This window comes from Streptomyces sp. NPDC055140 (assembly GCF_053607285.1).
Map to the genome: position 1 here is coordinate 332,737 of NZ_JBSGTG010000007.1, position 23,610 is coordinate 356,346.

Annotated in this window: 21 protein-coding genes and 1 tRNA gene; 15 read left to right on the forward strand and 7 right to left on the reverse strand. The window is 71.5% G+C overall.

Annotated elements, in window-relative coordinates; translation table 11 throughout:
- Positions 1 to 198: 198 nt before the first annotated feature.
- The 4 genes from ACWFR4_RS16910 (at position 199) to ACWFR4_RS16925 (ending at position 2,993) form a co-directional block, all read left to right on the forward strand.
- The gene (locus ACWFR4_RS16910; RefSeq protein ID WP_453653062.1) at positions 199 to 567 is read left to right on the forward strand and encodes a hypothetical protein; all 369 of its coding nucleotides are present in this window, start codon (positions 199 to 201) and stop codon (positions 565 to 567) included.
- Between the two features lie 407 nt (positions 568 to 974).
- A complete protein-coding gene (locus ACWFR4_RS16915) occupies positions 975 to 2,186 on the forward strand; it encodes a helix-turn-helix domain-containing protein (protein ID WP_453459712.1) in 1,212 nt (403 codons plus the stop codon).
- Between the two features lie 10 nt (positions 2,187 to 2,196).
- The gene (gene orn, locus ACWFR4_RS16920) at positions 2,197 to 2,799 is read left to right on the forward strand and encodes an oligoribonuclease (protein WP_227294811.1); all 603 of its coding nucleotides are present in this window, start codon (positions 2,197 to 2,199) and stop codon (positions 2,797 to 2,799) included.
- A 121-nt stretch (positions 2,800 to 2,920) separates the two neighbouring features.
- Positions 2,921 to 2,993 (forward strand) — tRNA-His (locus ACWFR4_RS16925).
- A gap of 102 nt (positions 2,994 to 3,095) precedes the next feature.
- On the opposite strand, the gene ACWFR4_RS16930 is transcribed toward ACWFR4_RS16925, so the two are convergent.
- On the reverse strand, positions 3,096 to 4,142 hold the full coding sequence (locus tag ACWFR4_RS16930; protein ID WP_453459715.1) for a LacI family DNA-binding transcriptional regulator: 1,047 nt from the start codon (positions 4,140 to 4,142) through the stop codon (positions 3,096 to 3,098).
- Between the two features lie 254 nt (positions 4,143 to 4,396).
- Between ACWFR4_RS16930 and ACWFR4_RS16935 the strand changes: the two genes are divergently transcribed.
- The 4 genes from ACWFR4_RS16935 to ACWFR4_RS16950 all read left to right on the forward strand — a co-directional run bounded on the left by ACWFR4_RS16935 (position 4,397) and on the right by ACWFR4_RS16950 (position 9,179).
- Positions 4,397 to 5,725, forward strand: coding sequence for an ABC transporter substrate-binding protein (locus tag ACWFR4_RS16935; protein WP_453459718.1), 1,329 nt, complete (start codon positions 4,397 to 4,399; stop codon positions 5,723 to 5,725).
- Positions 5,722 to 6,753: a carbohydrate ABC transporter permease gene (locus tag ACWFR4_RS16940; RefSeq protein WP_453653064.1), complete on the forward strand. Its 1,032-nt coding sequence runs from the start codon at positions 5,722 to 5,724 to the stop codon at positions 6,751 to 6,753. The genes ACWFR4_RS16935 and ACWFR4_RS16940 overlap by 4 nt, the downstream gene beginning before the upstream one ends.
- On the forward strand, positions 6,750 to 7,652 hold the full coding sequence (locus ACWFR4_RS16945; protein ID WP_453469643.1) for a carbohydrate ABC transporter permease: 903 nt from the start codon (positions 6,750 to 6,752) through the stop codon (positions 7,650 to 7,652). Before ACWFR4_RS16940 ends, ACWFR4_RS16945 begins: the two co-directional genes overlap by 4 nt.
- Positions 7,653 to 7,718: 66 nt before the next feature.
- Positions 7,719 to 9,179, forward strand: coding sequence for a GH1 family beta-glucosidase (locus tag ACWFR4_RS16950; protein ID WP_453460703.1), 1,461 nt, complete (start codon positions 7,719 to 7,721; stop codon positions 9,177 to 9,179).
- A gap of 332 nt (positions 9,180 to 9,511) precedes the next feature.
- Here ACWFR4_RS16950 and ACWFR4_RS16955 read toward each other — a convergent pair whose 3' ends face one another.
- The 3 genes from ACWFR4_RS16955 to ACWFR4_RS16965 form a co-directional block, all read right to left on the reverse strand.
- A complete protein-coding gene (locus ACWFR4_RS16955) occupies positions 9,512 to 10,993 on the reverse strand; it encodes a glycoside hydrolase family 18 protein (RefSeq protein WP_453460706.1) in 1,482 nt (493 codons plus the stop codon).
- A gap of 173 nt (positions 10,994 to 11,166) precedes the next feature.
- Positions 11,167 to 12,621 carry a sensor histidine kinase gene (locus ACWFR4_RS16960; protein WP_453460708.1) on the reverse strand — a complete coding sequence of 485 codons (1,455 nt, stop codon included), beginning with the start codon at positions 12,619 to 12,621 and terminating at the stop codon, positions 11,167 to 11,169.
- Positions 12,618 to 13,325 (reverse strand): response regulator transcription factor, encoded by a 708-nt coding sequence (locus ACWFR4_RS16965; RefSeq protein WP_206302126.1) that lies wholly within the window; start codon positions 13,323 to 13,325, stop codon positions 12,618 to 12,620. Before ACWFR4_RS16965 ends, ACWFR4_RS16960 begins: the two co-directional genes overlap by 4 nt.
- 119 nt (positions 13,326 to 13,444) lie before the next feature.
- Here ACWFR4_RS16965 and ACWFR4_RS16970 point away from each other — a divergent pair, with 119 nt between their 5' ends.
- Entirely contained in the window at positions 13,445 to 13,978 is a 534-nt protein-coding gene (locus ACWFR4_RS16970; RefSeq protein ID WP_453653066.1) for a hypothetical protein, read from the forward strand.
- A gap of 60 nt (positions 13,979 to 14,038) precedes the next feature.
- On the opposite strand, the gene ACWFR4_RS16975 is transcribed toward ACWFR4_RS16970, so the two are convergent.
- Positions 14,039 to 14,914 (reverse strand): spermidine synthase, encoded by an 876-nt coding sequence (locus ACWFR4_RS16975; protein WP_453653068.1) that lies wholly within the window; start codon positions 14,912 to 14,914, stop codon positions 14,039 to 14,041.
- A 78-nt stretch (positions 14,915 to 14,992) separates the two neighbouring features.
- Entirely contained in the window at positions 14,993 to 15,430 is a 438-nt protein-coding gene (locus ACWFR4_RS16980; RefSeq protein WP_453460719.1) for a hypothetical protein, read from the reverse strand.
- A gap of 288 nt (positions 15,431 to 15,718) precedes the next feature.
- On the opposite strand from ACWFR4_RS16980, the gene ACWFR4_RS16985 reads away from it, so the two are divergent.
- Positions 15,719 to 17,116 carry a tetratricopeptide repeat protein gene (locus tag ACWFR4_RS16985; protein WP_453460722.1) on the forward strand — a complete coding sequence of 466 codons (1,398 nt, stop codon included), beginning with the start codon at positions 15,719 to 15,721 and terminating at the stop codon, positions 17,114 to 17,116.
- A gap of 58 nt (positions 17,117 to 17,174) precedes the next feature.
- On the opposite strand, the gene ACWFR4_RS16990 is transcribed toward ACWFR4_RS16985, so the two are convergent.
- On the reverse strand, positions 17,175 to 17,780 hold the full coding sequence (locus tag ACWFR4_RS16990) for a histidine phosphatase family protein (RefSeq protein WP_453653070.1): 606 nt from the start codon (positions 17,778 to 17,780) through the stop codon (positions 17,175 to 17,177).
- Between the two features lie 224 nt (positions 17,781 to 18,004).
- On the opposite strand from ACWFR4_RS16990, the gene ACWFR4_RS16995 reads away from it, so the two are divergent.
- The 5 genes from ACWFR4_RS16995 to ACWFR4_RS17015 all read left to right on the forward strand — a co-directional run bounded on the left by ACWFR4_RS16995 (position 18,005) and on the right by ACWFR4_RS17015 (position 23,523).
- Positions 18,005 to 19,018, forward strand: a complete 1,014-nt coding sequence (locus ACWFR4_RS16995) for a phosphatase PAP2 family protein (RefSeq protein ID WP_453653072.1) — start codon at positions 18,005 to 18,007, stop codon at positions 19,016 to 19,018.
- Positions 18,930 to 20,120 (forward strand): hypothetical protein, encoded by a 1,191-nt coding sequence (locus tag ACWFR4_RS17000; RefSeq protein WP_453653073.1) that lies wholly within the window; start codon positions 18,930 to 18,932, stop codon positions 20,118 to 20,120. The genes ACWFR4_RS16995 and ACWFR4_RS17000 overlap by 89 nt, the downstream gene beginning before the upstream one ends.
- On the forward strand, positions 20,111 to 21,709 hold the full coding sequence (locus ACWFR4_RS17005; protein ID WP_453653075.1) for a hypothetical protein: 1,599 nt from the start codon (positions 20,111 to 20,113) through the stop codon (positions 21,707 to 21,709). The genes ACWFR4_RS17000 and ACWFR4_RS17005 overlap by 10 nt, the downstream gene beginning before the upstream one ends.
- On the forward strand, positions 21,706 to 23,082 hold the full coding sequence (locus ACWFR4_RS17010; protein ID WP_453653077.1) for an AAA domain-containing protein: 1,377 nt from the start codon (positions 21,706 to 21,708) through the stop codon (positions 23,080 to 23,082). Before ACWFR4_RS17005 ends, ACWFR4_RS17010 begins: the two co-directional genes overlap by 4 nt.
- 87 nt (positions 23,083 to 23,169) lie before the next feature.
- Entirely contained in the window at positions 23,170 to 23,523 is a 354-nt protein-coding gene (locus tag ACWFR4_RS17015; RefSeq protein WP_453460737.1) for a hypothetical protein, read from the forward strand.
- Positions 23,524 to 23,610 lie beyond the last annotated feature (87 nt).

Consider the following 23,610-nt stretch of genomic DNA (forward strand, 5'->3'; position numbering starts at 1 on the left):
CTGCCCAGAGTCGTCTGCCCGGTTAAGCGCACGCTCCGCGGCGTTCAGGGGAGCATGCCCGAGGCCGCGCCCGTATGGCAATGGTTGCTGCCTCGTACAGACGGTTTGGGTACGGGCCGGGAGCCCCCGGTTCGGCCGAGTGACCGGCCGGACCACCACGCGTTGAACGTGCGTACCCACAGCAACAGGGAGTGCGCCGTGCCCGGACCGCCCATCGTGTACCCGCCCGACGCCACTCCAAGCGAGCGGCGGCCGCCCGAGGGCGCGCATGAGGACCGGCGGGAGACCACGGAGCCGTCCCGCACGGACACGGTGAGCGACGTCGTCCGCTGGGCCGCGTTCAGCTGCGTCCTGGTCCCGGTCGTCCTGGTGGGATACGGGATCTCACTGGCCGGGGCGCTGGGCGCGGCGCTCGGCCTCGCCGCGGTGACCGGGGCCTGCCGGGCGCTTCTGCGCCAGTCCGAGCGGTGCGCGGCGCGGCCGGCTCCGGTACGGTCCTGCGGCCACCGGGGCCGGCGCGGCGGGACGGTGCCGGGGGCGCGCAAGGGCGGTCGCCGCACGGGATGATGTGCGCCGGAGGGCTGACTGGTTTCCGCGCACTACCGCGTATATTTTCAGCCAACTTCGCCCGGCCGTGCATTTCTTGCCGCCACCCGCCTCCAACCCCCGTGCCACCAGGCATGAAAGCACCGTAGAAGGCGCTTGCACCCTACGGGGACCGGCCACTGAGTTGAGGCGCACTTCCCTGCAACGCCCCTGAGTGCCACGCTTCGTGATCGAATGCTTCACGCCAAGTTGCCATGTCGACAATGTGCCGGATCCTCAACTGGTCACGACGGGACCACCGGACGCAGTAGATTCGATCATGACTGTCCATCGGCGGGGGACTCTGCAGGACCGAGGGGAAACGTGCTGGAGCGACAAGCCCGTCACACCACTAAGGGCGCCGCGACCACCGAGGGGGGCTTAGCGGGATGAGCCACGACTCCACTGCTGCGCCGGAGGCGGCAGCTCGGAAGCTTTCCGGGCGACGCCGCCGGGAAATAGTCGCGGTGCTGCTGTTCAGCGGCGGACCCATCTTCGAAAGTTCCATTCCGCTCTCCGTGTTCGGCATCGACCGCCAGGACGCCGGGGTTCCGCGTTACCGGCTGCTGGTGTCCGCCGGCGAGGAGGGCCCGTTGCGCACGACGGGCGGCCTCGAACTCACCGCGCCCCACGGGCTCGACGCGATCTCGCGGGCGGGCACCGTCGTCGTGCCCGCGTGGCGGTCGATCACCTCGCCGCCCCCGGAGGAGGCCCTCGACGCGCTGCGCCGCGCGCACGAGGAAGGCGCGCGCATCGTCGGCCTCTGCACCGGCGCCTTCGTGCTCGCCGCGGCCGGCCTGCTCGACGGCCGCCCGGCGACCACCCACTGGATGTACGCGCCGACGCTGGCCAAGCGCTACCCGTCGGTCCACGTGGACCCGCGCGAGCTCTTCGTGGACGACGGTGACGTCCTGACGAGCGCCGGGACCGCGGCCGGCATCGACCTGTGTCTGCACATCGTGCGCACGGACCATGGCAACGAGGCGGCCGGAGCGCTCGCCCGCAGACTCGTGGTCCCGCCGCGCCGCAGCGGCGGCCAGGAGCGCTACCTCGACAGGTCTTTACCTGAGGAGATCGGCGCCGACCCGCTGGCCGAGGTCGTCGCCTGGGCGCTGGAGCACCTCCACGAGCAGTTCGACGTGGAGACCCTCGCCGCGCGCGCCTACATGAGCCGCCGCACCTTCGACCGCCGGTTCCGCTCCCTGACCGGGAGCGCTCCCCTGCAGTGGCTGATCACTCAGCGGGTGCTGCAGGCCCAGCGGCTCCTGGAGACCTCCGACTACTCGGTCGACGAGGTCGCCGGGCGCTGCGGCTTCCGCTCGCCGGTCGCCCTGCGCGGGCACTTCCGGCGCCAGCTCGGCTCGTCCCCGGCCGCGTACCGCGCGGCCTACCGTGCGCGCAGGCCACAGCCGGAGAAGCCGGTGGAGATCGCGGCGGCGCCGGGACCGGAGACCCCCGTCCCGGCCCAGTCACGGCGCACCGCGGCGGCCGGAACCTACCCTGGACCCACCGCCTCACTGCCGACAGATCCGGGCAAACCGGGCCCGGATGCGTATGCGACGGGGCGCGCGAGTCTGCCCGGGCAGAGGAGTGCGCCGTAGGGTAAGGCACATGAACGATCGCATGGTGTGGATCGACTGCGAGATGACCGGGCTCTCGCTGGCGAATGACGCGCTCATCGAGGTGGCCGCACTGGTCACCGACTCTGAGCTGAACGTACTCGGCGACGGCGTGGACATCGTGATCCGCCCGCCGGCCGAGGCCCTGGAGACCATGCCCGAGGTGGTGCGGCAGATGCACACCGCCTCGGGCCTCCTCGACGAGCTCGCGGGCGGCACGACGCTCGCCGACGCCGAGGAGCAGGTCCTCGCGTACGTACGCGAGCACGTCAAGGAACCGGGCAAGGCGCCCCTGTGCGGGAACTCGGTCGGCACCGACCGCGGATTCCTGCTGCGGGACATGCCGACGCTGGAGGACTACCTCCACTACCGGATCGTCGATGTGTCCTCGGTCAAGGAACTGGCGCGCCGCTGGTACCCGAGGGCGTACTTCAACAGTCCGGACAAGAACGGCAACCACCGCGCGCTCGCCGACATCCGCGACTCCATCGTCGAGCTGCGCTACTACCGCGAGGCGGTCTTCGTCCCGCAGCCGGGACCTGACTCCGACACCGCGAAGAAGATCGCGGCCAAGCACGCGCCGCCTGCGGAATAGCGCCTCGCACCGCATTTCCGACCCCTGTGTACGGGGTCCCGAAAAGGGGTGCGCGAGCACCCCTTCGGACCCTGTACACTTTTTCTCGGCCGGTCGGAAGAACGACATACGACCGGACATGGTGGGTGTAGCTCAGTTGGTAGAGCACCTGGTTGTGGTCCAGGTGGCCGCGGGTTCAAGTCCCGTCACTCACCCTGAATGATCAAGGCCCCGGTTCGAAAGAACCGGGGCCTTGATCGTTGTGGCGCCCCGCGCCGCTCAGGACGACACGCACGCCTGGGGCCGACGCGCACCCCTCAGGACGAAGCGCGCTCCACCAATTCGTTCGGAAGGACCAGCTGGCGGCCGTCGAGTGTGCGGGACGCGGCCGGGCGGCGGTCGGCGATCTCGGCGAGGAGCAGGTCGATCATGGTGCGGCCCATCTCCTCGATGGGCTGGCGGACGCTGGTCAGGGGCGGGTCCATGTGCCGGGCGATCGCCGAGTCGTCGTAGCCGACCAGGGCGACGTCGTCGGGGAGACGGCGGCCCGCCTCGCGCAGCACCTGGCGGGCACCGGCAGCCATCACGTCCGACCCGGCGAACACCGCGTCCACCTCGGGGCAGCGCTCCAGGAGCTCGGCCATCGCGCGCCGGCCGCCCTCCTCCGTGAAGTCCCCCGGCACGATGAGCCGCTCGTCCACCTCACGGCCGGCCGCCTCGACGGCGGCGCGGTAGCCGTCGACGCGGCGCTGGGCGCCGTACACGTCGAGCCGGCCGGTGATCGTGGCGATGCGGGTGCGGCCGCGGCTCAGGAGGTGCTCGACGGCCGAGTACGCGCCCGCGAAGTTGTCGGAGTCCACCGAGGGCAGCGTCTCGGCGGCGGAGCGGCGGCCGCTGATGACGGCGGGGATCTCCAGCTGGCTGAGCAGATCGGGGAGCGGGTCGTCGGCGTGGACGGACACCAGCAGGACGCCGTCGACGCGGTGCGCCGCGAGGTACTGGGCGAGGCGCTGCCGCTCCCGGTCGTTGCCCGCGAAGATCAGCAGGAGCTGCATCTCGGTCTCGGCGAGCTCGGCACCGACGCCGCGCAGCATGTCGGAGAAGTAGGGCTCGGCGAAGAAACGTGTCTCCGGTTCGGGCACGACGAGGGCGATGGCGTCGGTGCGGTTGGCGGCGAGGGCGCGGGCCGCCGTGTTCGGCACATAGCCGAGCTCGGCGACGGCGGCCTCGACCGTGGCGCGGGTCGCGTCGCTCACCCGGGGCGAGCCGTTGATCACCCGGGAGACCGTGCCCCGGCCCACGCCCGCCCGGGCCGCGACCTCCTCAAGGGTCGGACGCCTGCTGTGAGTGCCGCGAGCCGCCATGACTCCCACCTCCCCAAGTCTCACGCGGAATCTAACAGCCCGATAACCGCACCAAGTTGCCGCTGCCCGGCGTCTTGACACCCCCGGGCCGAGCGACGACCCTTCAACACATCACCTATGGGAGCGCTCCCACTCTACTGGGCGTATACAGAAGCCGCACGTTCCCCGCCCGAGCCGCACGTGAACGAATGGGCGTAGCAAGGCAGTTGGCCGGGGTCGGCACTTCAGAGCAAGTGAGTACTTTGGAGGACGCAATGCGCACGACTGCCCGCACGTCCCGACGCGCGATGACCTTCGCGGTCGTCGCCGCCCTGGCCACAGGGCTGCTCGCCGGATGCGCGACCGATGACGACTCAGGATCCGACGGCGGTTCGAGCGGGGGTGCCGGCAACAAGGGCGGCACCACGCTCACGATCGGCACGTTCGGCGTCTTCGGCTACAAGCAGGCCGGGCTCTACGACGAGTACATGAAGCTGCACCCGGGCGTGACGATCAAGGAGAACGTCACCACCCGCACCGACGTCTACTGGCCGAAGACGCTTACCCGGCTGCAGGCCGGATCCGGCACGGACGACATCCAGGCGATCGAGGTCGGCAACATCACCGAGGCCGTCCAGACGCAGGCCGACAAGTTCGTCGACCTCGGCAAGGAGGTCGACAAGTCGCAGTGGCTGGACTGGAAGAACGCCCAGGCCACCACCAAGGACGGCAAGCTCATCGGGCTCGGCACGGACGTCGGCCCGATGGCGATCTGCTACCGCAAGGACCTGTTCGAGAAGGCCGGTCTGGAGACCGACCGCACCAAGCTCGCCGCGCAGTGGAACGGCGACTGGAACAAGTACGTCGACCTCGGCAAGCAGTACATGAAGAAGGCGCCGAACGGCACCAAGTACGTGGACTCCGCGTCCTCCGTCTACAACGCGGCGCTCGGCGGCGAGAAGGAGCGGTACTACGACAAGGACGGCAGCGTCATCTGGGACAAGTCCACGGGGGTGAAGAAGTCCTGGAACGCCGCCATGGAGGTGGCGACCAGCAACATGTCGGCCAAGCTGAAGCAGTTCGACAAGCCGTGGCAACAAGGCTTCGCCAACGGCACCTTCGCCACGGTGGCCTGCCCCGCGTGGATGCTCGGCTACATCCAGGAGAAGTCCGGTGACGCCGGCAAGGGCAAGTGGGACGTGGCGGCCGCACCGACCGCGGCCAACTGGGGCGGCTCGTTCATCGGTGTGCCGACGGCGAGCAAGCACCAGAAGGAGGCCATCGCGCTGGCGAAGTGGCTGACCGCGCCCGCGCAGCAGGCGAAGGTCTTCGCCAAGCAGGCCAGCTTCCCGTCGATGCCTTCGGCGTACGCCGACCTGAAGCCGCAGGCCGCGACGACCGCGTACTTCTCCGACGCGCCCCTGACACAGATCTTCTCCGACTCGGCGAAGACCATCCCGGTCCAGGTCTTCGGCATCAAGGACCAGCCGATCGGCACCGCGATCACCGACACCGGCATCCTCCAGGTCGAGCAGAAGGGCAAGTCGCCCGCGCAGGGCTGGGACGCGGCCACCAAGGAAGTCAAGGACGTGCTCGACCAGTGACCAGCTCCGACGAGGCTCTCGCGCAGTCCGCGACGAGCGCCGACACCGCGCCCGGCTCCCAGGAGCCGGGCGCGGCCCGGGGCGCTCAGGGTCGCGGTACGGCGCCGACGGGCGCCGGCACCTGGCGCAGCCGGCTGTACCGCTGGGACATGAAGGCGTCCCCGTACGCGTTCATCTCCCCCTTCTTCATCATCTTCGGCGCCTTCTCACTGGTGCCGCTGCTCTACACCGCCTGGTACTCGCTGCACCATGTGCAGCTGTCGAACCTGGACGGCCAGACCTGGGCGGGCCTGGACAACTACACGAAGCTCTTCCAGTCGGACTTCTTCTGGAACGCGCTGAAGAACACGTTCACCATCGGCGTGATCTCGACCGTGCCGCAGCTGATCGCGGCGCTCTGGCTCGCGCACATGCTCAACTACCGGCTGCGCGGCTCCACCGTGTGGCGCGTCGTCATGCTCACCCCGTACGCCACCTCGGTGGCGGCGGCGACGCTCGTCTTCGTGCTGCTCTTCTCGCCCGACACCGGCATGATCAACTGGGCGCTCGACCTGGTCGGCATCGACCCGGTCAACTGGCGTGAATCCGACTGGGGTTCGCAGGCAGCGGTCTCCTCGATCGTGATCTGGCGGTGGACCGGATACAACGCGCTGATCTATCTGGCGGCGATGCAGGCCATCCCGGCCGACCTGTACGAGTCGGCGGCTCTGGACGGCGCGAACCGCTGGCAGCAGTTCCGGCACGTGACCATTCCGATGCTGCGTCCGACGATCCTGTTCACCGTCGTCGTCTCCACGATCGGCGCTACCCAACTCTTCGGCGAACCCCTGCTGTTCGGCGGTGTCAGCGGCACCAAGGGCGGGTCCGAGCACCAGTACCAGACGCTCGGCCTGTACATGTACGACCAGGGCTGGATCGTCGGCAACCTCGGCAAGGCGTCCGCCATCGCCTGGTCGATGTTCCTGATCCTGCTCATCGTGGCCGCGGTCAACCTGCTGATCACCCGACGGCTGAGGAAATCCCAATGACCACCATCACCGACGCGACACCGCCTCAGGTCGCGCAGGACGCCGAACCGCCGCGTCGGCGGCGGATCCTGGGCGCGGGCAAGCAGCTGCACGCGGGTCCGGTCACGTACCTCGTGCTGATCCTGTTCGCCGTGATCTCGCTCGCCCCGCTGCTGTGGACGGCGATCGCGGCCTCACGCACCAACACCCGCCTCGCGCAGACACCACCCCCCTTCTGGTTCGGCGGAAACCTGTTCAAGAACCTGGAGACCGCCTGGAACCAGGCCGGCATGGGCACCGCGATGTGGAACACCATCCTCGTGGCGGCGACCATCACCGTCGGCACGGTGCTGTTCTCCACGCTCGCCGGTTTCGCCTTCGCCAAACTACGCTTCCGATTCTCGACCACGCTGCTGCTGATAACCATCGGCACGATGATGATCCCGCCCCAACTTGCGGTAGTCCCGCTGTACTTGTGGATGACGGACCTGGGCTGGGCGAACCATCTGCAGACGGTCATCCTGCCGACCCTGGTCAGCGCTTTCGGTACGTTCTTCATGCGCCAGTACCTGGTCCAGGCGCTGCCCACCGAACTCATCGAGGCCGCCCGGGTCGACGGGGCGAGCAGTCTGCGGGTCGTCTGGCACGTGGTCTTCCCGGCCGCGCGCCCGGCGATGGCGGTGCTCGGGCTGCTGACGTTCGTGATGGCGTGGAACGACTTCCTGTGGCCGATCATCGCGCTCAACGGAGAGAACCCGACGGTCCAGGTGGCCCTCAACCAACTGGGCACCGGCTACATCCCCGACGACTCGGTGATCATGGCCGGTGCCCTGCTCGGCACGCTGCCGCTGCTGATCGCGTTCCTGCTGTTCGGCAAGCAGATCGTGGGCGGCATCATGCAGGGCGCGGTAAAGGGCTGACGTTTTTTGGGGGCCGCCGCGAGCGGCGGCCCCACCCCACAACTTCCTACCGATGGGAGCGCTTCCATGCCTAAGCCCATTACGCAGACACCCACAACTGATCCCACCCCCACATCCACTGCCACCCCCATCTTCCCGCCGAGCTTCCTCTGGGGAGCGGCGACATCGGCGTACCAGATCGAGGGGGCGGTGCGGGAGGACGGCAGGACGCCGTCGATCTGGGACACGTTCAGCCATACGCCGGGCAGGACGGCGGGCGGTGACACGGGCGACATGGCGGTGGACCACTACCACCGCTACCGGGACGACGTGGCGCTCATGAAGGACCTGGACCTGGGCACGTACCGCTTCTCGGTCTCGTGGCCGAGGGTGCAGCCCACGGGCCGCGGCCCGGCGGTCCAGCGGGGCCTGGACTTCTACCGGCGTCTGACGGACGAACTCCTCGCCCAGGGCATCAAGCCGGCCCTGACGCTCTATCACTGGGATCTGCCGCAGGAACTGGAGGACGCGGGCGGCTGGCCGGCACGCGACACGGCGTACCGCTTCGCGGAGTACGCGGGCATGGTCGGCGAGGCGCTGGGCGACCGGGTGGACCTCTGGATCACGCTCAACGAGCCCTGGTGCAGCGCGTTCCTGGGCTACGGCTCGGGTGTGCACGCGCCAGGCAGGACGGAACCGGCGGCAACGCTCCGAGCGGCCCACCACCTCAACCTGGCACACGGCCTGGCAACACAGGCACTGCGCCAGACACTGCCACCCCGGGCAGAAGTCGCGGTAAGCCTCAACTCCTCCACCGTCAGGGCCCTTTCGCCCGACAATCCTGCCGACAACGACGCCCGCCGGCGCATCGACAACCTGGCCAACGGCGTGTTCCACGGCCCGATGCTGCACGGGGAGTACCCGGCGGACCTGATCACGGACACCGCGGGCATCACGGACTGGTCCTTCGTCCACGCCACCGACCTGGCGGCGATCCACCAGCCGCTGGACGCGCTGGGCCTGAACTACTACACCCCGTCCCTGGTCTCCTCGGCCCCGTCGGCGCCGACAACCCGATCCGACGGCCACGGCGCGAGCGACCACTCCCCCTGGCCAGGAGCGGACGACGTCGCATTCCACCAATCCCCGGGCGAGCGCACGGAGATGGGCTGGACCATCGACCCGACGGGCCTGCACGACCTGATCATGCGCTACACCAGGGAGGCGCCGGGCCTGCCGCTGTACATCACGGAGAACGGCGCGGCGTACGACGACAAGCCGGACCCGGAAGGCCGGATCCACGACCCGGAGCGCATCGCGTACCTCCACGGCCACCTGTCCGCCGTACACCGCGCGATCAAGGACGGCGCGGACGTCCGCGGCTACTACCTCTGGTCGCTGATGGACAACTTCGAGTGGGCGTACGGCTACGAGAAGCGGTTCGGAGCCGTCTACGTGGACTACGCGACCCAGAAACGTACGCCGAAGTCGAGCGCGCACTGGTACGCACAGGCGTCACGCACCAACCAACTCCCGCCGGCGAACTAGCAGCACCCACCGGCGGTCAGCCGCGGCCCGAGGACCGGGAGCCCCACCGAGCGGACAGCCGCATACGAGACGGGAGGGGACGCGGGGGCATGTGCGCGCGGAGCCACCAGCACCACGTACAGGCAATCAACTGGTCAACGCGCACCCGTAGAACAGCGAGCACGTACATGCCCCCGCGGCCCCGCACCCTAAAACGCACCTGAGCAGCCCGCACCGAGCCCGCACCCGGCGGCGGACCGAGCGAAACGGCGGCGCACCCAAAAGAACGCGCGCCCCGGCCGAGTGGGGGGAGAAAGATCCGGCCGGGGCGCGCAGCTTCCCGCGGGGGAGGGCTACTTGAAGGAGGCGAAGGCCTTCTGGAAGGCGTTGGCCGACTGCTCGATCGAGGAACAGGTCGGCTGGGCCGAGTTGGACGCCCCGCCCTCACACGCCTTGTCGCGGGTGGCGGACCACATCGACAGACCGCCCAGTCCCTTCTCCTTGGCGAAGGCGACCAGCTGCGTGGCGTCGTCGACCTTGAAGACCTCGGACGAGACGTCGTTGACGCCGATCATCGGGGTGATCGCGACAGCCTTCCAGGCAGCGGCATCGGACAGCCCGAGCGCACTCTTGATCTGCGCCTGCGTGGCGGTGGCGGCCTGCTCGGCGTACGTACCCATGTCACCGCTGTAGGAGGCGCCGTAGTCCATCGCCATGATGTTGACGAGGTCGGTCGAAACGCCGTTGGACTTGGCGTTCTTCAGGAAGTTCACGCCGTCCGAGGTGAGGCCCTCGGGCATCACCGGGAGCGTGAAGGAGACGTTCAGTTCCGGGTTGTTCTTCTGCAGCGTGGCGATGGCCTGGGCACGCTTGGTGTTGGCGGCGGTGTCCGGCAGGGCGCCACCCTCGACGTCGAAGTCGACCTTGGTGAGCTTGAACTGGTCGATGACCTTCTGGTAAGCCGCCGCCAGGTCGGAGGCCGAGGAGCAGGCCTGCGCCAGCTCGGTGCCGGACGCGCCACCGAACGAGACTCGCACATCGCCGCCGGCGGCCCTCAAGTCGCCGATCTGGGCGGCGACTTCGTCACTGCCGAGGTCGGTCACGCCGCCCCACTTCGGGGTGCAGGAGCCGCCGGAGGTGATGAAGGCGAGGTTGAACTCCTTGACGCCGGTGGCCTTGGAGGAGGCGACCAGGTCGAACTTCGGGTAGAGCGACGTGTCGACGTAGGGGGCGAAACCGGCTGCCGCGGCAGAGCCCGAACCGGTGCCGGAGGACGAGGACGGCGACGGGCTCGCCGTCGACGTGGCGGTCTCGGTGGGCTTGGCGGTGGCCGAGGCGGAGGCGCTGGCGCTCGGGGTGGGAGTCACGGACTCCGTGGGGCGTCCGCTGGGCTCGGGCGTGGCCCCGTCATCCACGGAGCACTTGGCGCCGTTGATGAGACACCCGGCCGGATCGGCGTCACCGGTGACGACGAACCCGACGGTCACGGACTTCCCGGCGGCGATGCCTTCCTTGTCCCAGGAGGCGGGCTTCACGGTGACATGCGAGCCGGACACGGACGACTCGGCGTTCCACAGGGAGCCGAGCTTGGTGCCGGACGGCAGGTCGAACTCGAGCTTCCAGTCCGACTGGGCCTTGTCCGAGTCGTTCTCGACGACGTACTGGGCGGTGTAACCGCCGGACCACTCACTGGTCTTGGTGTACGCGGCGCCGACCCCCGCGGCCTGCGCCGTACCGGAGAACAGGAAGGCGCCGCCGCCCACGACGGCCGCGGCGACGAGCCCGCCTATCGCCTTGTTCCTGCCGCTGACCCTGCGCCGGTGCGTGCTGCTCATCGCGTGCCTGCCTTAGCTGTACGGGGGTGGGGGTGCGGCAGCACGCTAGCGATCCAGAACCCGGCAAATGGGGCACCAGCACCGGCGGTTGAGGTTCTTATGGAGGGCTTAAGGAAGCCATCGGAAGGGATTAAAGGTAGAGACCAACCCCGAAACGATGAGGCCCCGCCCGACTACACAGCGGCACCGGACCCGGCACCCGAGCCGGCACCGGACCCAGCGCCCGACCCAGCACCCGCGCCCGAGCCCACCCCTGAGCCGAAGCCCCGCTTACGCCCACGCCGCACCCCGCCCCGATGCCCCCGTCGCACAGCACCATCGGGCCCCCGTCCGTCCAGCTGCACCCAGATCCGCACCTCGGTCCCCCCGAGCACGGAGGACCCGATGCGCACATCGCCCCCCGTCGACTCGGCGAGCCGGCGGACGATGTCGAGCCCTAGCCCGGTGGACCCGTCACTGCCGGACCCACGCCCACGGGCCATCGCGGCGTCCGGGTCCAGAATCCCGGGGCCGGCGTCGGAGACGAGCACGATCACGGCGTCCTCGCCGCTGTGCACGTCGACGGCGAAGGCGGTGCCTTCGGGCGTATGCCGGAAGACATTCCCGAGGAGCGCATCAAGCGCGGCGGCCAACTCCCCCCGGACCACAGGGATGCGTACAGGCCGGTCGACCCCGGCGACGCGCACCTTGCGCCCCTCGTCCTCGGCGAGCGCGGACCAGAAGTCCATGCGCTCGCGGACGACCTCGGCGGCATCGCACCCGGCCCCGGGCCCCGCGGCGGCGGTCTGCGGCTTGGCGTCGCGGGCGGTACGGATGATGGTGTCGACCTCGCGCTCCAGCTGCTCGACGGCGGCGCGGGTCTGCTCGGCAGCGGCGCCTTCGCCCAACGAGACGGCGTTGAGCCGCAGAACGGTGAGGGGCGTACGCAGCCGATGCGAGAGGTCGGCGGCCAGCTCCCGCTCGTTGGCGAGAAGCTGGACGACCTGATCGGCCATGGAGTTGAACGCGACGGCGGCGAGCCGGAGTTCCGTAGGCCCCTCCTCCGGCACCCGGGCCCCGAGCTTCCCCTCGCCCAGATCGTGCGCGGCGGAGACGAGACGCTGGGCGGGCTGCACCATGCGTACGCCGAGCCGGTCGGCGACGGCCACGGACCCTATGACGAGGGCGATACCGACACCTGCCAGCACAAGCCACGCCGTGGCGACCCCGTTGGTGACCTCGGACTCCGGCACGAACACTTCGACGACGGCGATGCCGGAGCTGACGGCGATGGGCTGGAGCCACACGGACCCCCCGGGCACATCGGCGACGGTGGCCTGCCGGAGGCCGACGTGCCCGTCACCGGCGCGCGACGTGCCGACCTGGATCGCCGGGGCGCCACCGGCGGCCGGGATGTACACGGCCATGCGGCCGTCGGCACCGGCCTCGGTGGAGGCGACGGCTCGGGTCAGTTCGTCACGGTCGGTGGTGATGGAGAGTGTGGGCCCGATCGCGGCGGCGGTCCGCTCGGCGTTCGAGAAGGCGCGGTCCCTGGCCATCTCCTTGATGACGAGGCCGAGAGGAACCGCGAAGGCCACCACAACCATGGCGGTGACGGCGAGGCACACCTTGACCAGGGCCCACCTCATGCCGGCCCGCCCTCCGCCCGCGGCGGCTCCAGTTTCACACCGACGCCCCGCAGAGTGTGCAGATAGCGCGGCCGTGCGGCGGTTTCGCCCAATTTCCTGCGCAGCCACGACAGATGGACGTCGATGGTCTGATCGTCCCCGTACGACTGCTGCCACACCTCGGCGAGGAGTTCCTTGCGGGGTACGACGACGCCGGGCCGGCCCGCGAGGAAGGTGAGCAGGTCGAACTCGCGCCGGGTGAGATCGAGCCGCGCCCCGTCCAGCTCGGCCTGGCGCCGCAGCGGGTCTATCGCGAGGCCGCCGACCTGGAGGAGGCGCGAGGGCGGCTCGGCGGCGGCGCTGGAGCGCGCGCGGCGCAGCACGGCGGCCATGCGCGCGGACAGGTGCTCGGGCGAGAACGGCTTGGTGAGGTAGTCGTCGGCGCCGTCGTTGAGGAGCCGGACGATCTCGGTCTCGTCGTCGCGGGCCGTGGCGATGATCACGGGTACGTCGGTGATGCCGCGCAGCATCTTCAATGCCTCGGATCCGTCCAGATCGGGCAGTCCGAGGTCGAGAATCACGACGTCGAAACGGAAATGGGCGACCTCGCGCAGCGCCTCCAGGGCCGTGCCGACGCTCCGTACGGTGTGGGAGGCCTCGGTCAGGTGCCGGATGAGGGCCGAGCGCACGAACTGGTCGTCCTCGACCACGAGCACACTTGCCATGGGCGGCACCGTACGCCATACGGCGGACCCCGGTCCTCCTTCCGCCCAGGTCCGGGGCAACCCCGGTCCCTCGGGGACACGGGTGGGGCGGGTGCGGCAGTATGGCCGCGATGCACCCCATGCGCAGAGGACTTGTTCACACGGCGGCCTGGCTGCTGGCCACCGGCGCGGCCGTCACGCTGTCGTGGTGGGGCGTGCACACGGTGATGGCGGGAACGGCGTACGACCCGCCGCGCGCGGTGCCGATCGCCGCGGGAGCGGTGGACGCGCGGGCGTCGTCGACGCACCGCCCGGAGCCGTCGCCGCCGGTGTCGCCTTCCCGCTCCGCATCGCAGAAGCCGTCACACTCCCCCGGCTCGCCCACCCCGTCCCCGAGCCGCCCGGCGAGACCGAGCACCTCCGCGAAGCCGCCCGCGTCGCCGTCGGCGTCCGGCACGGTGAAGGGCTACGCCACTGAGGGCGGCCGTGCCGTGTTCGATCTGGGCAAGGACTCGGCGACGCTGGTGTCGGCGACGCCCGCGGCCGGCTGGTCGGTGCAGGTGTGGAAGGACACGACGTGGATCAGGGTGGAGTTCACCTCGGGCACGGACAAGGTCTCGGTGTTCTGCACATGGCACGACCACGCACCGAGCGTGGAAGTGGCGAAGTACTGACCACCCGCACGACCACCCACCCCGGCCTACCCGGAACGCCCCCTCGGTCCCGACCCCCCGTCACCGAAATACGGACGGCGGAGGAGCAGGCGAAGCAACGGCATGCGAGTCGCTGACGGCACCGGCGCCCCCGGTGAAGTCCGAGAGGGCCTTGCCGTGTTCGACACGGGCGGGATGCGGATCGCCGGCCGCGCGCCGGGTCAGTTCGGCCACGGGCAGGACCCGGTCGGAGGCGACAAGCACCGCGTTGCCGAAGCGCTTGCCGCGCAGGACGGCCGGGTCGGCGACGAGGGCGAGCTCGGGGAAGACGGCCGCGGCGGTGGCGATCTGGCCGCGCAGATGCGCGAGGGGCGGCCCGTCGGCGAGGTTGGCGACGTAGCACCCGCCGGGCTTGACCACCCGGCGCACCTCTGTGAGGAACTCCGTGCTGGTGAGGTGCGCGGGCGTACGCGCTCCGCTGAACACGTCGGCTATCAGGAGGTCGGCCCAGCCGTCGGGGAGTTTCGCTAGGCCCTCGCGGGCGTCGCCGGCGCGGACGCGGATCCGGGTGCCGGGGTCCAACGGCAGTTCGCGGCGCACCAGTTGGACGAGCGCCTCGTCGCGTTCGACGACTTGCTGGGTGGAGCGGGGGCGGGTCGCGGCGATGTAGCGGGCGAGGGTGAAGGCGCCGCCTCCCAGGTGCACGGCGTGCACGGGGCGGCCCTTGTCCACGGCGAGGTCGATGACATGGCCGATCCTGCGCTGGTACTCGAATTCGAGGTGCTCGGGATCGTCGAGGTCGACGTGCGACTGCGGGGCACCGTCCACGAGCAGCGTCCAGGCGCGCGACCGGTCCCGGTCGGGTATCAGCTCGGCGAGCCCGCCGTCGACGGCCTCGACGACGGCCTCCCGGCCGCCGCGGGCCGCTCCGGCCTGCTTGTTCTTTGCCCTTGCCATCCGTCCATTATCGACGGGCTGCGACGAGTCGGCCCAGCGGCCGCTAGGCCAGGGACCGCAAGGGCCCGGCGGCCGGCCTCAGCGGCAGTTGTCCGCGGCCTCGATCATGCGGGCCGCCTCGCCGAGCGCCGCCCGCAGGACCGCCGGGTCGGTGACGGGCTCGGCCTCGCCGGGAGGGAGCAGCCAGCCGCCGCCCTCGACGGGTGCGGGCCGCACGGGGCCCGCACCGGGGCCGCGCTCCGGCGAGGACGACGCGGGGGTGTGGGTGCAGGCGCTGCCGGGGACGTCCCAGGCGTCGGCGGTGCCGGGCGGCACGAGGAAGCCGAGGGTGTCGCAGTCCCCGTCGTGCAGGACCGGACCGACGGCCTCGGTGGCGCCGCGGCGCAGGATGTCTACGGCTTCGAGGCCCTGCCGGGCCGGGACGGTCACCACGTCGCAGGACGCGCTGTCACGGGGTGGCGCGCTGTGGTCCTGGGTCGGCCGGTGCCGCGCCGTCGAAAGTGATGCCTCCAACACGTCAGCCCCTCCTCGCTCTCGCGTACGGGTTGCACGACCGGAACGCGACCGCTCCGGCCCCGCAAGGTTCAACGCCCGTAAGCGTCAACAGCTACGGCGGCACTCCGCCGCAAAGGATGGCACTTCATGGCGGATGCGGGGTGAGATATCCCGTTTGTAGCTAAACACTGTGTGTCGGAGTCGTTACAGCAGGTACCTTCGTGCCCCGTCGGAACAGGGGTTGCACCAGGGCTCACAGAGACCCAACTCCCCGGTGATCCGGCACGGTTCGCACGAGAGGGCCCGGTCATGACGCCGTCACCGGTGGCATCGTCAGCGCAGTCCCCGCGGCCGAATCTCGCCTTCAGGCGGCTGCGTGGGCAGCGCTCTCCGGGCGAGTTCGCGGCCGCGGTGCGACGCGCCGCCCGGGAGATCGGCGAGCGGGTCAGCTGCGACGCGCGCTACATCGGGCGGGTGGAGGCCGGCGAGATCCGCTGCCCCAACTACGCGTACGAGCGGGTGTTCCTGCACATGTTCCCCGGCCGCTCGCTCACGGAAATGGGGTTCGCGCCCCGCTCAGCCGTACGCGGCCGGGCGGCACGTCCCGCGGAGCCCGTACCCCTCGCGCACACCGAGTTCGAGTTCCCGCACCACGACGAGGAGAGCGACGTGCGGCGTCGCGCATTCATGACCGGAGGGACGGCCACCGTGGCCATCGCCTCCCTGGCACCCTTCGGCATCGCGGCCGACGGCACGGCAGCCCATGCGGCGAAGTCAACCGCGGCGGGCCACGGCGGGCGCGCGGCGCCCGAGGCCGGTGTCGGCGCGGTCGAGGAGGCCATCCGCCGGATCCGGCTGCTCGACGACCGGCACGGCGCCGACGGGCTCTACAAGAGGGCCGCGGCCCCGCTGCGTACGGCGTTCGCCCTGCTCGACGCGGGGACGGCGGCGCCCGGCACGGCCGAGCGGCTCCAGGCCGGGGCGGGTGAACTGGCCATCTCCGTAGGCTGGTTGGCGCACGACTCGGGCCGCTTCGACGACGCGCGCTCGCACTACGCGGAGGCGCTGGCCACCGCGCGCGTGGCGGGCGACCCGGCGCTGGAGGCGCACGCGTTCTGCAACACGGCGTTCCTGGCGCGGGACGCGGGGCGGCCGAGGGAGGCGGTGCGGGCGGCGCAGGCGGCCACGCGCGTCGCGGCCCCGCTGGCGTCGCCACGACTGCTCTCGCTGCTGGCGCTGCGCGAGGCGGGCGGCTGGGCGGGGCTCGGGGACCGTACGGGGTGCGAGCGGGCGCTGGCCCGGGCGCAGGCCCTCTTCGCGCGCGGGCGGTCGGACGACGACCCGGAGTGGATGACGTTCTACGGCGAGGCCGAGCTGGAGGGCCTGGAGGCGCAGTGCTACTCGGCGCTCGGCGACTGGACGCGCGCCGCCCGGCACGCGCGTCGCGCCGCGGCCCTCCAGGATCCGCACTTCACCCGGAACATCGCCCTGTACACGGCGGAGCTCGCCGACGACCTGGCGCGCGCGGGCCAGCCCGACGAGGCCGCGTCCGCGGGGATGCGGGTCCTGCATCTGCTGACCGAGGTCCAGTCGTCGCGCATCCAGTCGATGCTGGCGACCACCGCGCGCGTGCTCCTCCCGCACCGCAGGGCGTCGGGTGTCTCGGCGTTCCTGGAGCAGCACGCGTCGGCGCCGCGCATGGCGTGAGCGCCTCCGGCGCCTCCAGGACCCGCGAGACCTGGCCCGGGGGTCCGGACGAAAGGCCCTAGCCCTCGTGGCCCGCGAGGTGGCCGATGTCGTTCCACGACTCGATCGCCGGTTCCCCGTAGGCCCAGCCGAGGACCGACAGGGACGTCGGGTTGAGGCGGATGCGGGCCGCGAAGTCCAGCGGGAGGCCCAGCCAGCGGGCGCCGATGGAGCGCAGCATGTGGCCGTGCGCGAAGACCAGGGCGTCGCGGTTCTCGGATCTGGCCCAGGCGACGACCTCGTCGGCGCGGGCGGTCATCTGCTCCAGGGTCTCTCCCCCGGGGACGCCGTCGCGCCAGATGAACCAGCCGGGGCGCCGCTCCTGGATCTGGGCGGGGGTCAGCCCTTCGTACGCGCCGTAGTCCCACTCCATGAGCGCGTCCCACTCCGTGGCCCGGTCGCCGAAGCCGGCGAGTTCGCAGGTCTCGCGCGCGCGGGAGAGCGGGCTGGTGCGGACCTCGGCGCCGGGGAGTCCGTCGAGGGGCGCCCGGTGCAGACGTTCGCCGAGGAGCTTCGCGCCGCGCCGTCCCTCTTCGAGGAGGGGCACGTCGGTCCTGCCGGTGTGCCGCCCGGACAGTGACCATTCTGTCTGTCCATGCCGGGCCAACAGGATGCGCGGTGCCATGGGTGACCTTTCCGAGGGCGGGTGAAAAGGGCTGCCATGTACCGATAAGTCAGGCCAGGCGCGCCCGCTCGTTCCATCATCGCTCACCCGGGATTCAGGCAACCCACCGGGCGATCGTTGCGTCTTCGTGGGTCGGAGGCGCCCCTTCCAGGCGGACACATACACCGTAAAGTGGTCCACGTGGCCACGGGCCGCCGTACAGGGAGTTAAGGGGGAGCGGCCTGATGTCGCAGACCGAGGCACCGTCCACTGCGGCGACAGGCGACCGGCTGCGCTGGTGGACCGAACTGCCGCTGATCGTGCTGGTGTACGCCGCCTATTCGGCGGGCCGGCTCATGGTGCGCGGGGACGAGGCGAGCGCCGTCGAGCACGGCCTCGCGATACTCCGGGCCGAGAAGGCACTCCATCTCAACCTCGAACACCCGCTGAATCGTCTCTTCACCGCCGAGGCCTGGATCGGTGTCCCCGCCGACTTCTGGTACGCCTCACTGCACTACCTCGTCACCCCGGGCATCCTGATCTGGCTCTTCCGCAGCCGCGCCGCCCACTTCCGCGCCGCCCGGACCTGGCTGATGACCTCCACCCTGATCGGCCTGATCGGCTTCACCCTCGTACCGACCTGCCCGCCGCGCCTGCTGTCCCCCGGCCACGGCTTCGTCGACACCATGGCCCAGTACAGCTCGTGGGGCTGGTGGGGCGGGGAGGCGAGCGCTCCGCGCGGGCTCGGCGGCATGACCAACCAGTACGCGGCGATGCCCAGCCTGCACGTCGGCTGGGCGATGTGGTGCGGGGTCATGCTGTGGCGCCACGGCCGTACGCCGCTGGTCAGGGCGGCCGGTGTCGCCTACCCGATGATCACCACCTTCGTGGTGATGGGCACCGCGAACCACTACTTCCTCGACGCGCTCGCCGGGGTCGCCGTGATGGGCCTCGGATTCCTGGTGAGCCGGCGCGTGGTGCGGGCCGCGGACCTCGTACGGGCCCGGGTGCGCAGCGCGCCCGCGGCCGGTTCCGCACGGCCCGGCCGCACCTCTCCCGCCCCGGCCTCCACTGCGGCGTCCTCGATTGTCAGTGGGGAGTGCCAGACTTCGGCGGGTGAGCGAATTCCCCGACAGCGCAAGGTCAGTGCAGGACCGGGCGGCGGCCCGGGTGCCCGCTCCTCCGACGCGGGGGACGGCACTGCGGATTGGGGCCTCCCCTGCTCGAGCGAAGCCGAGAGTTTGGGGAAAGCTCGCTGAGCTGCGTGGCGCTGACATACCGCCACGGGCGCTCGACGCGCGGGCGCTGGCCGCGCTCGCGGCGAACCCCGGGTGCCGACGGCGGGCCCTGCTCGACGGGGCGGGCGTCGACAAGGCACTGCTCGCGGACGCGCTCGGGGCGCCGTCCGGATTCGGCCAGTCGCAGTTCGCGTTCATGCGGGGGAACGCGTTCGAGGCGAAGGTCAAGGCCGACGGGGGCGCGGAGCTGCTCCGGCTCGTGCACGAGCGCATGGGCGGCGGCCCGGAGCCGGTGCCGGGCGAGGCCCGTACGCCGGATCTGACGGCGGTCGGGCCCGAGGGCCGCACCGCCCGTACGGCGCTCGCGCTGCGCGAGGCGACGGCGGAAGCGACCGCCTCCGGCGCCTGGACGTTCCTGGAGCACCCGATGCTCGCCCTGGATGTCGCGGGCACCCCGGCCTTCCTCGAACCGGACGCGGTGGTCGTGCACCCCGACGGGACGTGGACGGTCGTCGAGATCAAGTCCTTCCCGATGATCGACGGCAGTGCGGACGCGGCGAAGGTCGGCGCAGCGGCCCGCCAGGCCGCGGTGTACGTGCTGGCCCTTGAGCGGGTCGCCGGCCACCTGGATCCGGCGCCCGAGGTCAGGCACCGGATCCTGCTCGTCTGCCCCAAGGACTTCAGCAACCTTCCGGCGGCGTCCGCCGTCGACGTACGCAAGCAGCTGTCGGTGACGCGGCGGCAGCTGGAGCGGCTCACCCGCGTCGAGGACATCGCGGACGCGCTGCCCGAGGGCACCTGCTTCGACGTCACGCTGCCCGCGGACGAGCTGACGGAGGCGGTCGAGTCGGTGCCGGCGACGTACGCGCCGGAGTGCCTGGCCGCGTGCGAGCTGGCGTTCCACTGCCGCGACCGGGCCCGCGAGGAAGGCGCGGTCACCTCGCTCGGCCGCGGCCTGCGGGCCGAGCTGGGCGGTCTGACCACGGTCGACGAGGTCCTCTCGGCCGCCCATGGCCACTCCGGCGACCCGCTGGACCCGGCGGTCGCCGCCCTGCGCCGGGCCGCCCGGCTGCGGGCCGAGGCGCTCGGCGCACGCGGAGAGGCGGCGCCGGCATGCCACTGATCAACGATCTGGCCCGCCTGGAGGCCGTGCAGAGCGGGCGTGCCCAGCCGGTCGCGACCGTGCGGCACCGCCATCTGTCGCAGCGCCCCCTCGTCCTCGTCCCGCTCATCACGGCCGGTGAGGCGGGCGCCCCGCTCGGCGCGCTCGTCGGCACGGAGCGCACCTCGCCCCGGCTCCTCGTGGTGCCCCAGCCCCGCGACCGGGACCTGCGCTTCGCCTTCCTCGCCGAGCTGGCAGGGATCGTCCTGCCGTACGTCGACGGGTTCGCGGCCGACGTCGAGGCCGCCGAGCGCGCCGAGACGGACCCCACGACGGGCAAGCGGGTCAAGGTGGAGGTCGAGCTGTGCGCGGACGCGCCCCAGCTGATCCTGCCGAGCCGCTCCGGCATCGAGTTCGTACGGCTTCTGGGGCGCTCGATGCGGTTCCGCCGCACCGCCGAGCAGGAGCCCGAGGCGCCCCATCCCGCGCCGCCGCACGTCCCGCTCCTGGGCCGCTGGCTGACGCACTTCGGGGAGCGGGCCAGGGTTCCCGGTTCCGCGCTGCTGCTCGCCATGACGGACCTGCTGTCCCGGCACTGGGCGACGGGCCAGTCCACCCTGGAGGACCAGCACCTGGGCGCGCTGCTCGCCTGGATCGAGGCCCCGGAGGGCGCGTCGGGCGCCGAGGCCGCGCTCCGCGCCGAGCTGGCCCGGGACGGGGACGGCCAGCTCGTCTGCCCGCCCGCCGGCCCGGCCACCGACCCCGCGTTCGACAACAAGCTGCTGGCGCCCGCGATCGAGCGCTACGACAAGGCCCGCACCCTGCTGGCCGCTGCCGAGGACGGCATCGAGGCGGACGCGAGGCTGGCCGCGCTGACGGCGGCCGAGCGCGAGATCCACGCGCTCGTCGAGAGCCGGACCCGGCCCACGTGGGACGCGGTGTGGCGCGGCCTGGACGCGCTGTGCACGCTCCCCGAGGGGCCGCGCGCCGCGGAGCGCTGGACGCGCGACCGCTGGTCGTTCACCGGCCACCGGGACCGCGTGGCCGCGGGCGAGCCGCCTCAGCCGCGCCGCGACGACGCGGTGACGGCGGCCAACAAGCTGGCGACGCGCGAGCGCGAGCAGGCAAGGCTGGACGCGCAGGAGGCGCTCGACGACCCGCTCGTCATGGCGGGCCGCCGCCTCACCGGGGAGGCGTTCGCGGGCGAGGTGACCGAGTCGGTGCCGGCGTACAACGAGAAGAACCGGCCACGCCCCCTGATCACCGTCCGCACCGACGACGTGCCGCATCTCGGCGAGCGCACGAAGGTGTACCGCTCGCTCGACGGCAAGCCGCAGGCCGCGGAGTTCGTGTCGTACGACGCCGGGGGCGGAGTCGTCCTGCGCGTCCTGGACAAGATGGGCCGCGGCAAGGAGCCGGAGCCGGGATCCGTCCCGGAGAAGGGTGACCAGGTGTGCTTCACGCTCTTCGAGCACGAGCAGCGGGGCGGCCCGAAGCTGCCGGACCCGGAGGAGACGCCGTGGACACATGGCGGCCCGCCGCGTACGGACGGCTCGGGTGCGCCGGTGCCTGAGACGCCGGACGCCGTGACCACGGAGGATCTGCTGTGACGGCCGCACCGCATCAGCCCGGCCGCTCCGGCACGAGCGGCGACACCCCGTTCGACCCGGGGGCGGCGGCCGGCCGCGCCACCGACGCGATCCTCCGCGACACCCTGCACGGCACGGCCCGCGGCACCGTCGTGGACTCCCCGCCCGGCGCCGGGAAGTCGACACTCGTGGTGCGGGCCGCGCTCGAACTGGCCGAGGCGGGGCGCCCGTTGATGGTCATCGCCCAGACGAACGCGCAGGTCGACGACCTCGTCCTGCGCCTCGCCGAGAAGAACCCCGAGCTGCCCGTCGGGCGCCTGCACAGCAGCGACCCCGACCCGTACGACAAGGCACTCGACGACCTGGTCAACGTGCGCAAGTCGACCAAGGCCGGTGACCTCGCGCCGCTGCCGGTCGTCATCTCGACGGCCGCGAAGTGGGCGCACGTCAAGGACATCGACCCTTGGCAGCACGCCATCGTCGACGAGGCGTACCAGATGCGTTCGGACGCGCTGCTCGCCGTGGCGGGCCTGTTCGAGCGGGCACTGTTCGTCGGCGATCCGGGCCAGCTGGACCCGTTCGCGATCGTCGGGGCCGAACAGTGGGCGGGCCTGTCGTACGACCCTTCGGCGTCCGCCGTGACGACGCTCCTGGCGCACAACCCCGAGCTGCCGCAGCACCGGCTCCCGGTCTCCTGGCGCCTCCCGGCGTCCGCCGCTCCGCTGGTCTCCGGCGCCTTCTACCCGTACACGCCGTTCCGCAGCGGTACGGACCACGGCGACCGCAGCCTGGGGTTCACGGTGGCCTCCGACGGCTCGGGCCCGGACCGGGTGATCGACGAGGCGGCGGAGTCGGGCTGGGGCCTGCTCGAACTCCCGGCCGGGCACACGCCCCGCACGGACCCCGGGGCGGTACGGGCCCTGGCCCAGGTGGTGCGGCGCCTGCTCGACCGCGGCGGCGTCACGCTCTCGGAGCGCGGCCCCGACCCGTCCCCCCTCACGGCGGACCGCATCGCGGTCGGCACGGCGCATCGCGACCAGGCGGCGGCGGTGCGCTCGGCGCTCGCGGACCTCGGCGTCACGGACGTCACCGTGGACACGGCGAACCGGCTGCAGGGCCGCGAGTTCGACGTCACGGTCGTCCTGCACCCGCTCTCGGGCCGCCCCGACGCGACGGCGTTCCACCTGGAGACGGGCCGTCTGTGCGTTCTGGCCTCCCGCCACCGCCACGCGTGCATCGTGGTCTGCCGCGCGGGCGTCCCCGACCTACTGGACGACCACCCGTCGACGGAACCGGTCCAGCTGGGAGTGACGGTGAAATTCCCGGACGGCTGGGAGGCAAATCACGCGGTACTGGCCCGCCTCACGGAACACCGGGTGGCGTGGACGCCTTGAACGACGGGGCGCTCTTGCGGGCCTGCGGAGAATAGAAGGTGGCCCCGGCGGCGACGTGGGGCTGCACACCGTACGAGGAGGAACATCATGGCCGAGCCCGAGCGGGCCCGTACCGAGAGGCGGATGCGTCCGGCCCCGCTGCTCTTCGAGCCGGCCGAGGCCGCCGCGGACCCGGAGCACTTCTTCGACCTGGAGGCGATCGAGGACCCGCGTGAGCTGCTCGCCCGCGCCACGGAGCTGACGCACGCGTTCCGTGCCGCGACCGACCGGTCCATGGAGTTCCAGGCCATGGCGGCGGCCCAGCTCGCCGACCCGCGCCGCTTCGACCGCCTGACGGCCGCGGCGATCGCCGAGCAGGCGCAGTGGACCGAGGACTACGCGAAGAGGATGGTCGAGTTCGGCCGCGACCTGATGCGCGGGCCGGCCGAGAACCGGCCCTAGTGTTCTGAGTCAGGAATTCTGTTCAGATGTGTAGGCTTGCTCCATGGCGCGGACGGGGCGGCCGAAGGCCGAGTTGACACTGTCGGA

Bases quoted from the DNA above. Each gene is read 5' to 3' on its own strand.
- ACWFR4_RS16995 (WP_453653072.1), top strand. From the start codon at position 18,005: ATGTCGCAGACCGAGGCACCGTCCACTGCGGCGACAGGCGACCGGCTG.
- ACWFR4_RS16975 (WP_453653068.1), bottom strand. From the start codon at position 14,914: ATGGCAAGGGCAAAGAACAAGCAGGCCGGAGCGGCCCGCGGCGGCCGG.
- orn (WP_227294811.1), top strand. From the start codon at position 2,197: ATGAACGATCGCATGGTGTGGATCGACTGCGAGATGACCGGGCTCTCG.
- ACWFR4_RS16970 (WP_453653066.1), top strand. From the start codon at position 13,445: ATGCGCAGAGGACTTGTTCACACGGCGGCCTGGCTGCTGGCCACCGGC.
- ACWFR4_RS16985 (WP_453460722.1), top strand. From the start codon at position 15,719: ATGACGCCGTCACCGGTGGCATCGTCAGCGCAGTCCCCGCGGCCGAAT.
- ACWFR4_RS16935 (WP_453459718.1), top strand. From the start codon at position 4,397: ATGCGCACGACTGCCCGCACGTCCCGACGCGCGATGACCTTCGCGGTC.
- ACWFR4_RS17005 (WP_453653075.1), top strand. From the start codon at position 20,111: ATGCCACTGATCAACGATCTGGCCCGCCTGGAGGCCGTGCAGAGCGGG.
- ACWFR4_RS16990 (WP_453653070.1), bottom strand. From the start codon at position 17,780: ATGGCACCGCGCATCCTGTTGGCCCGGCATGGACAGACAGAATGGTCA.
- ACWFR4_RS16965 (WP_206302126.1), bottom strand. From the start codon at position 13,325: ATGGCAAGTGTGCTCGTGGTCGAGGACGACCAGTTCGTGCGCTCGGCC.
- ACWFR4_RS16955 (WP_453460706.1), bottom strand. From the start codon at position 10,993: ATGAGCAGCACGCACCGGCGCAGGGTCAGCGGCAGGAACAAGGCGATA.
- ACWFR4_RS16950 (WP_453460703.1), top strand. From the start codon at position 7,719: ATGCCTAAGCCCATTACGCAGACACCCACAACTGATCCCACCCCCACA.
- ACWFR4_RS16945 (WP_453469643.1), top strand. From the start codon at position 6,750: ATGACCACCATCACCGACGCGACACCGCCTCAGGTCGCGCAGGACGCC.
- ACWFR4_RS17015 (WP_453460737.1), top strand. From the start codon at position 23,170: ATGGCCGAGCCCGAGCGGGCCCGTACCGAGAGGCGGATGCGTCCGGCC.
- ACWFR4_RS16960 (WP_453460708.1), bottom strand. From the start codon at position 12,621: ATGAGGTGGGCCCTGGTCAAGGTGTGCCTCGCCGTCACCGCCATGGTT.
- ACWFR4_RS16930 (WP_453459715.1), bottom strand. From the start codon at position 4,142: ATGGCGGCTCGCGGCACTCACAGCAGGCGTCCGACCCTTGAGGAGGTC.
- ACWFR4_RS16915 (WP_453459712.1), top strand. From the start codon at position 975: ATGAGCCACGACTCCACTGCTGCGCCGGAGGCGGCAGCTCGGAAGCTT.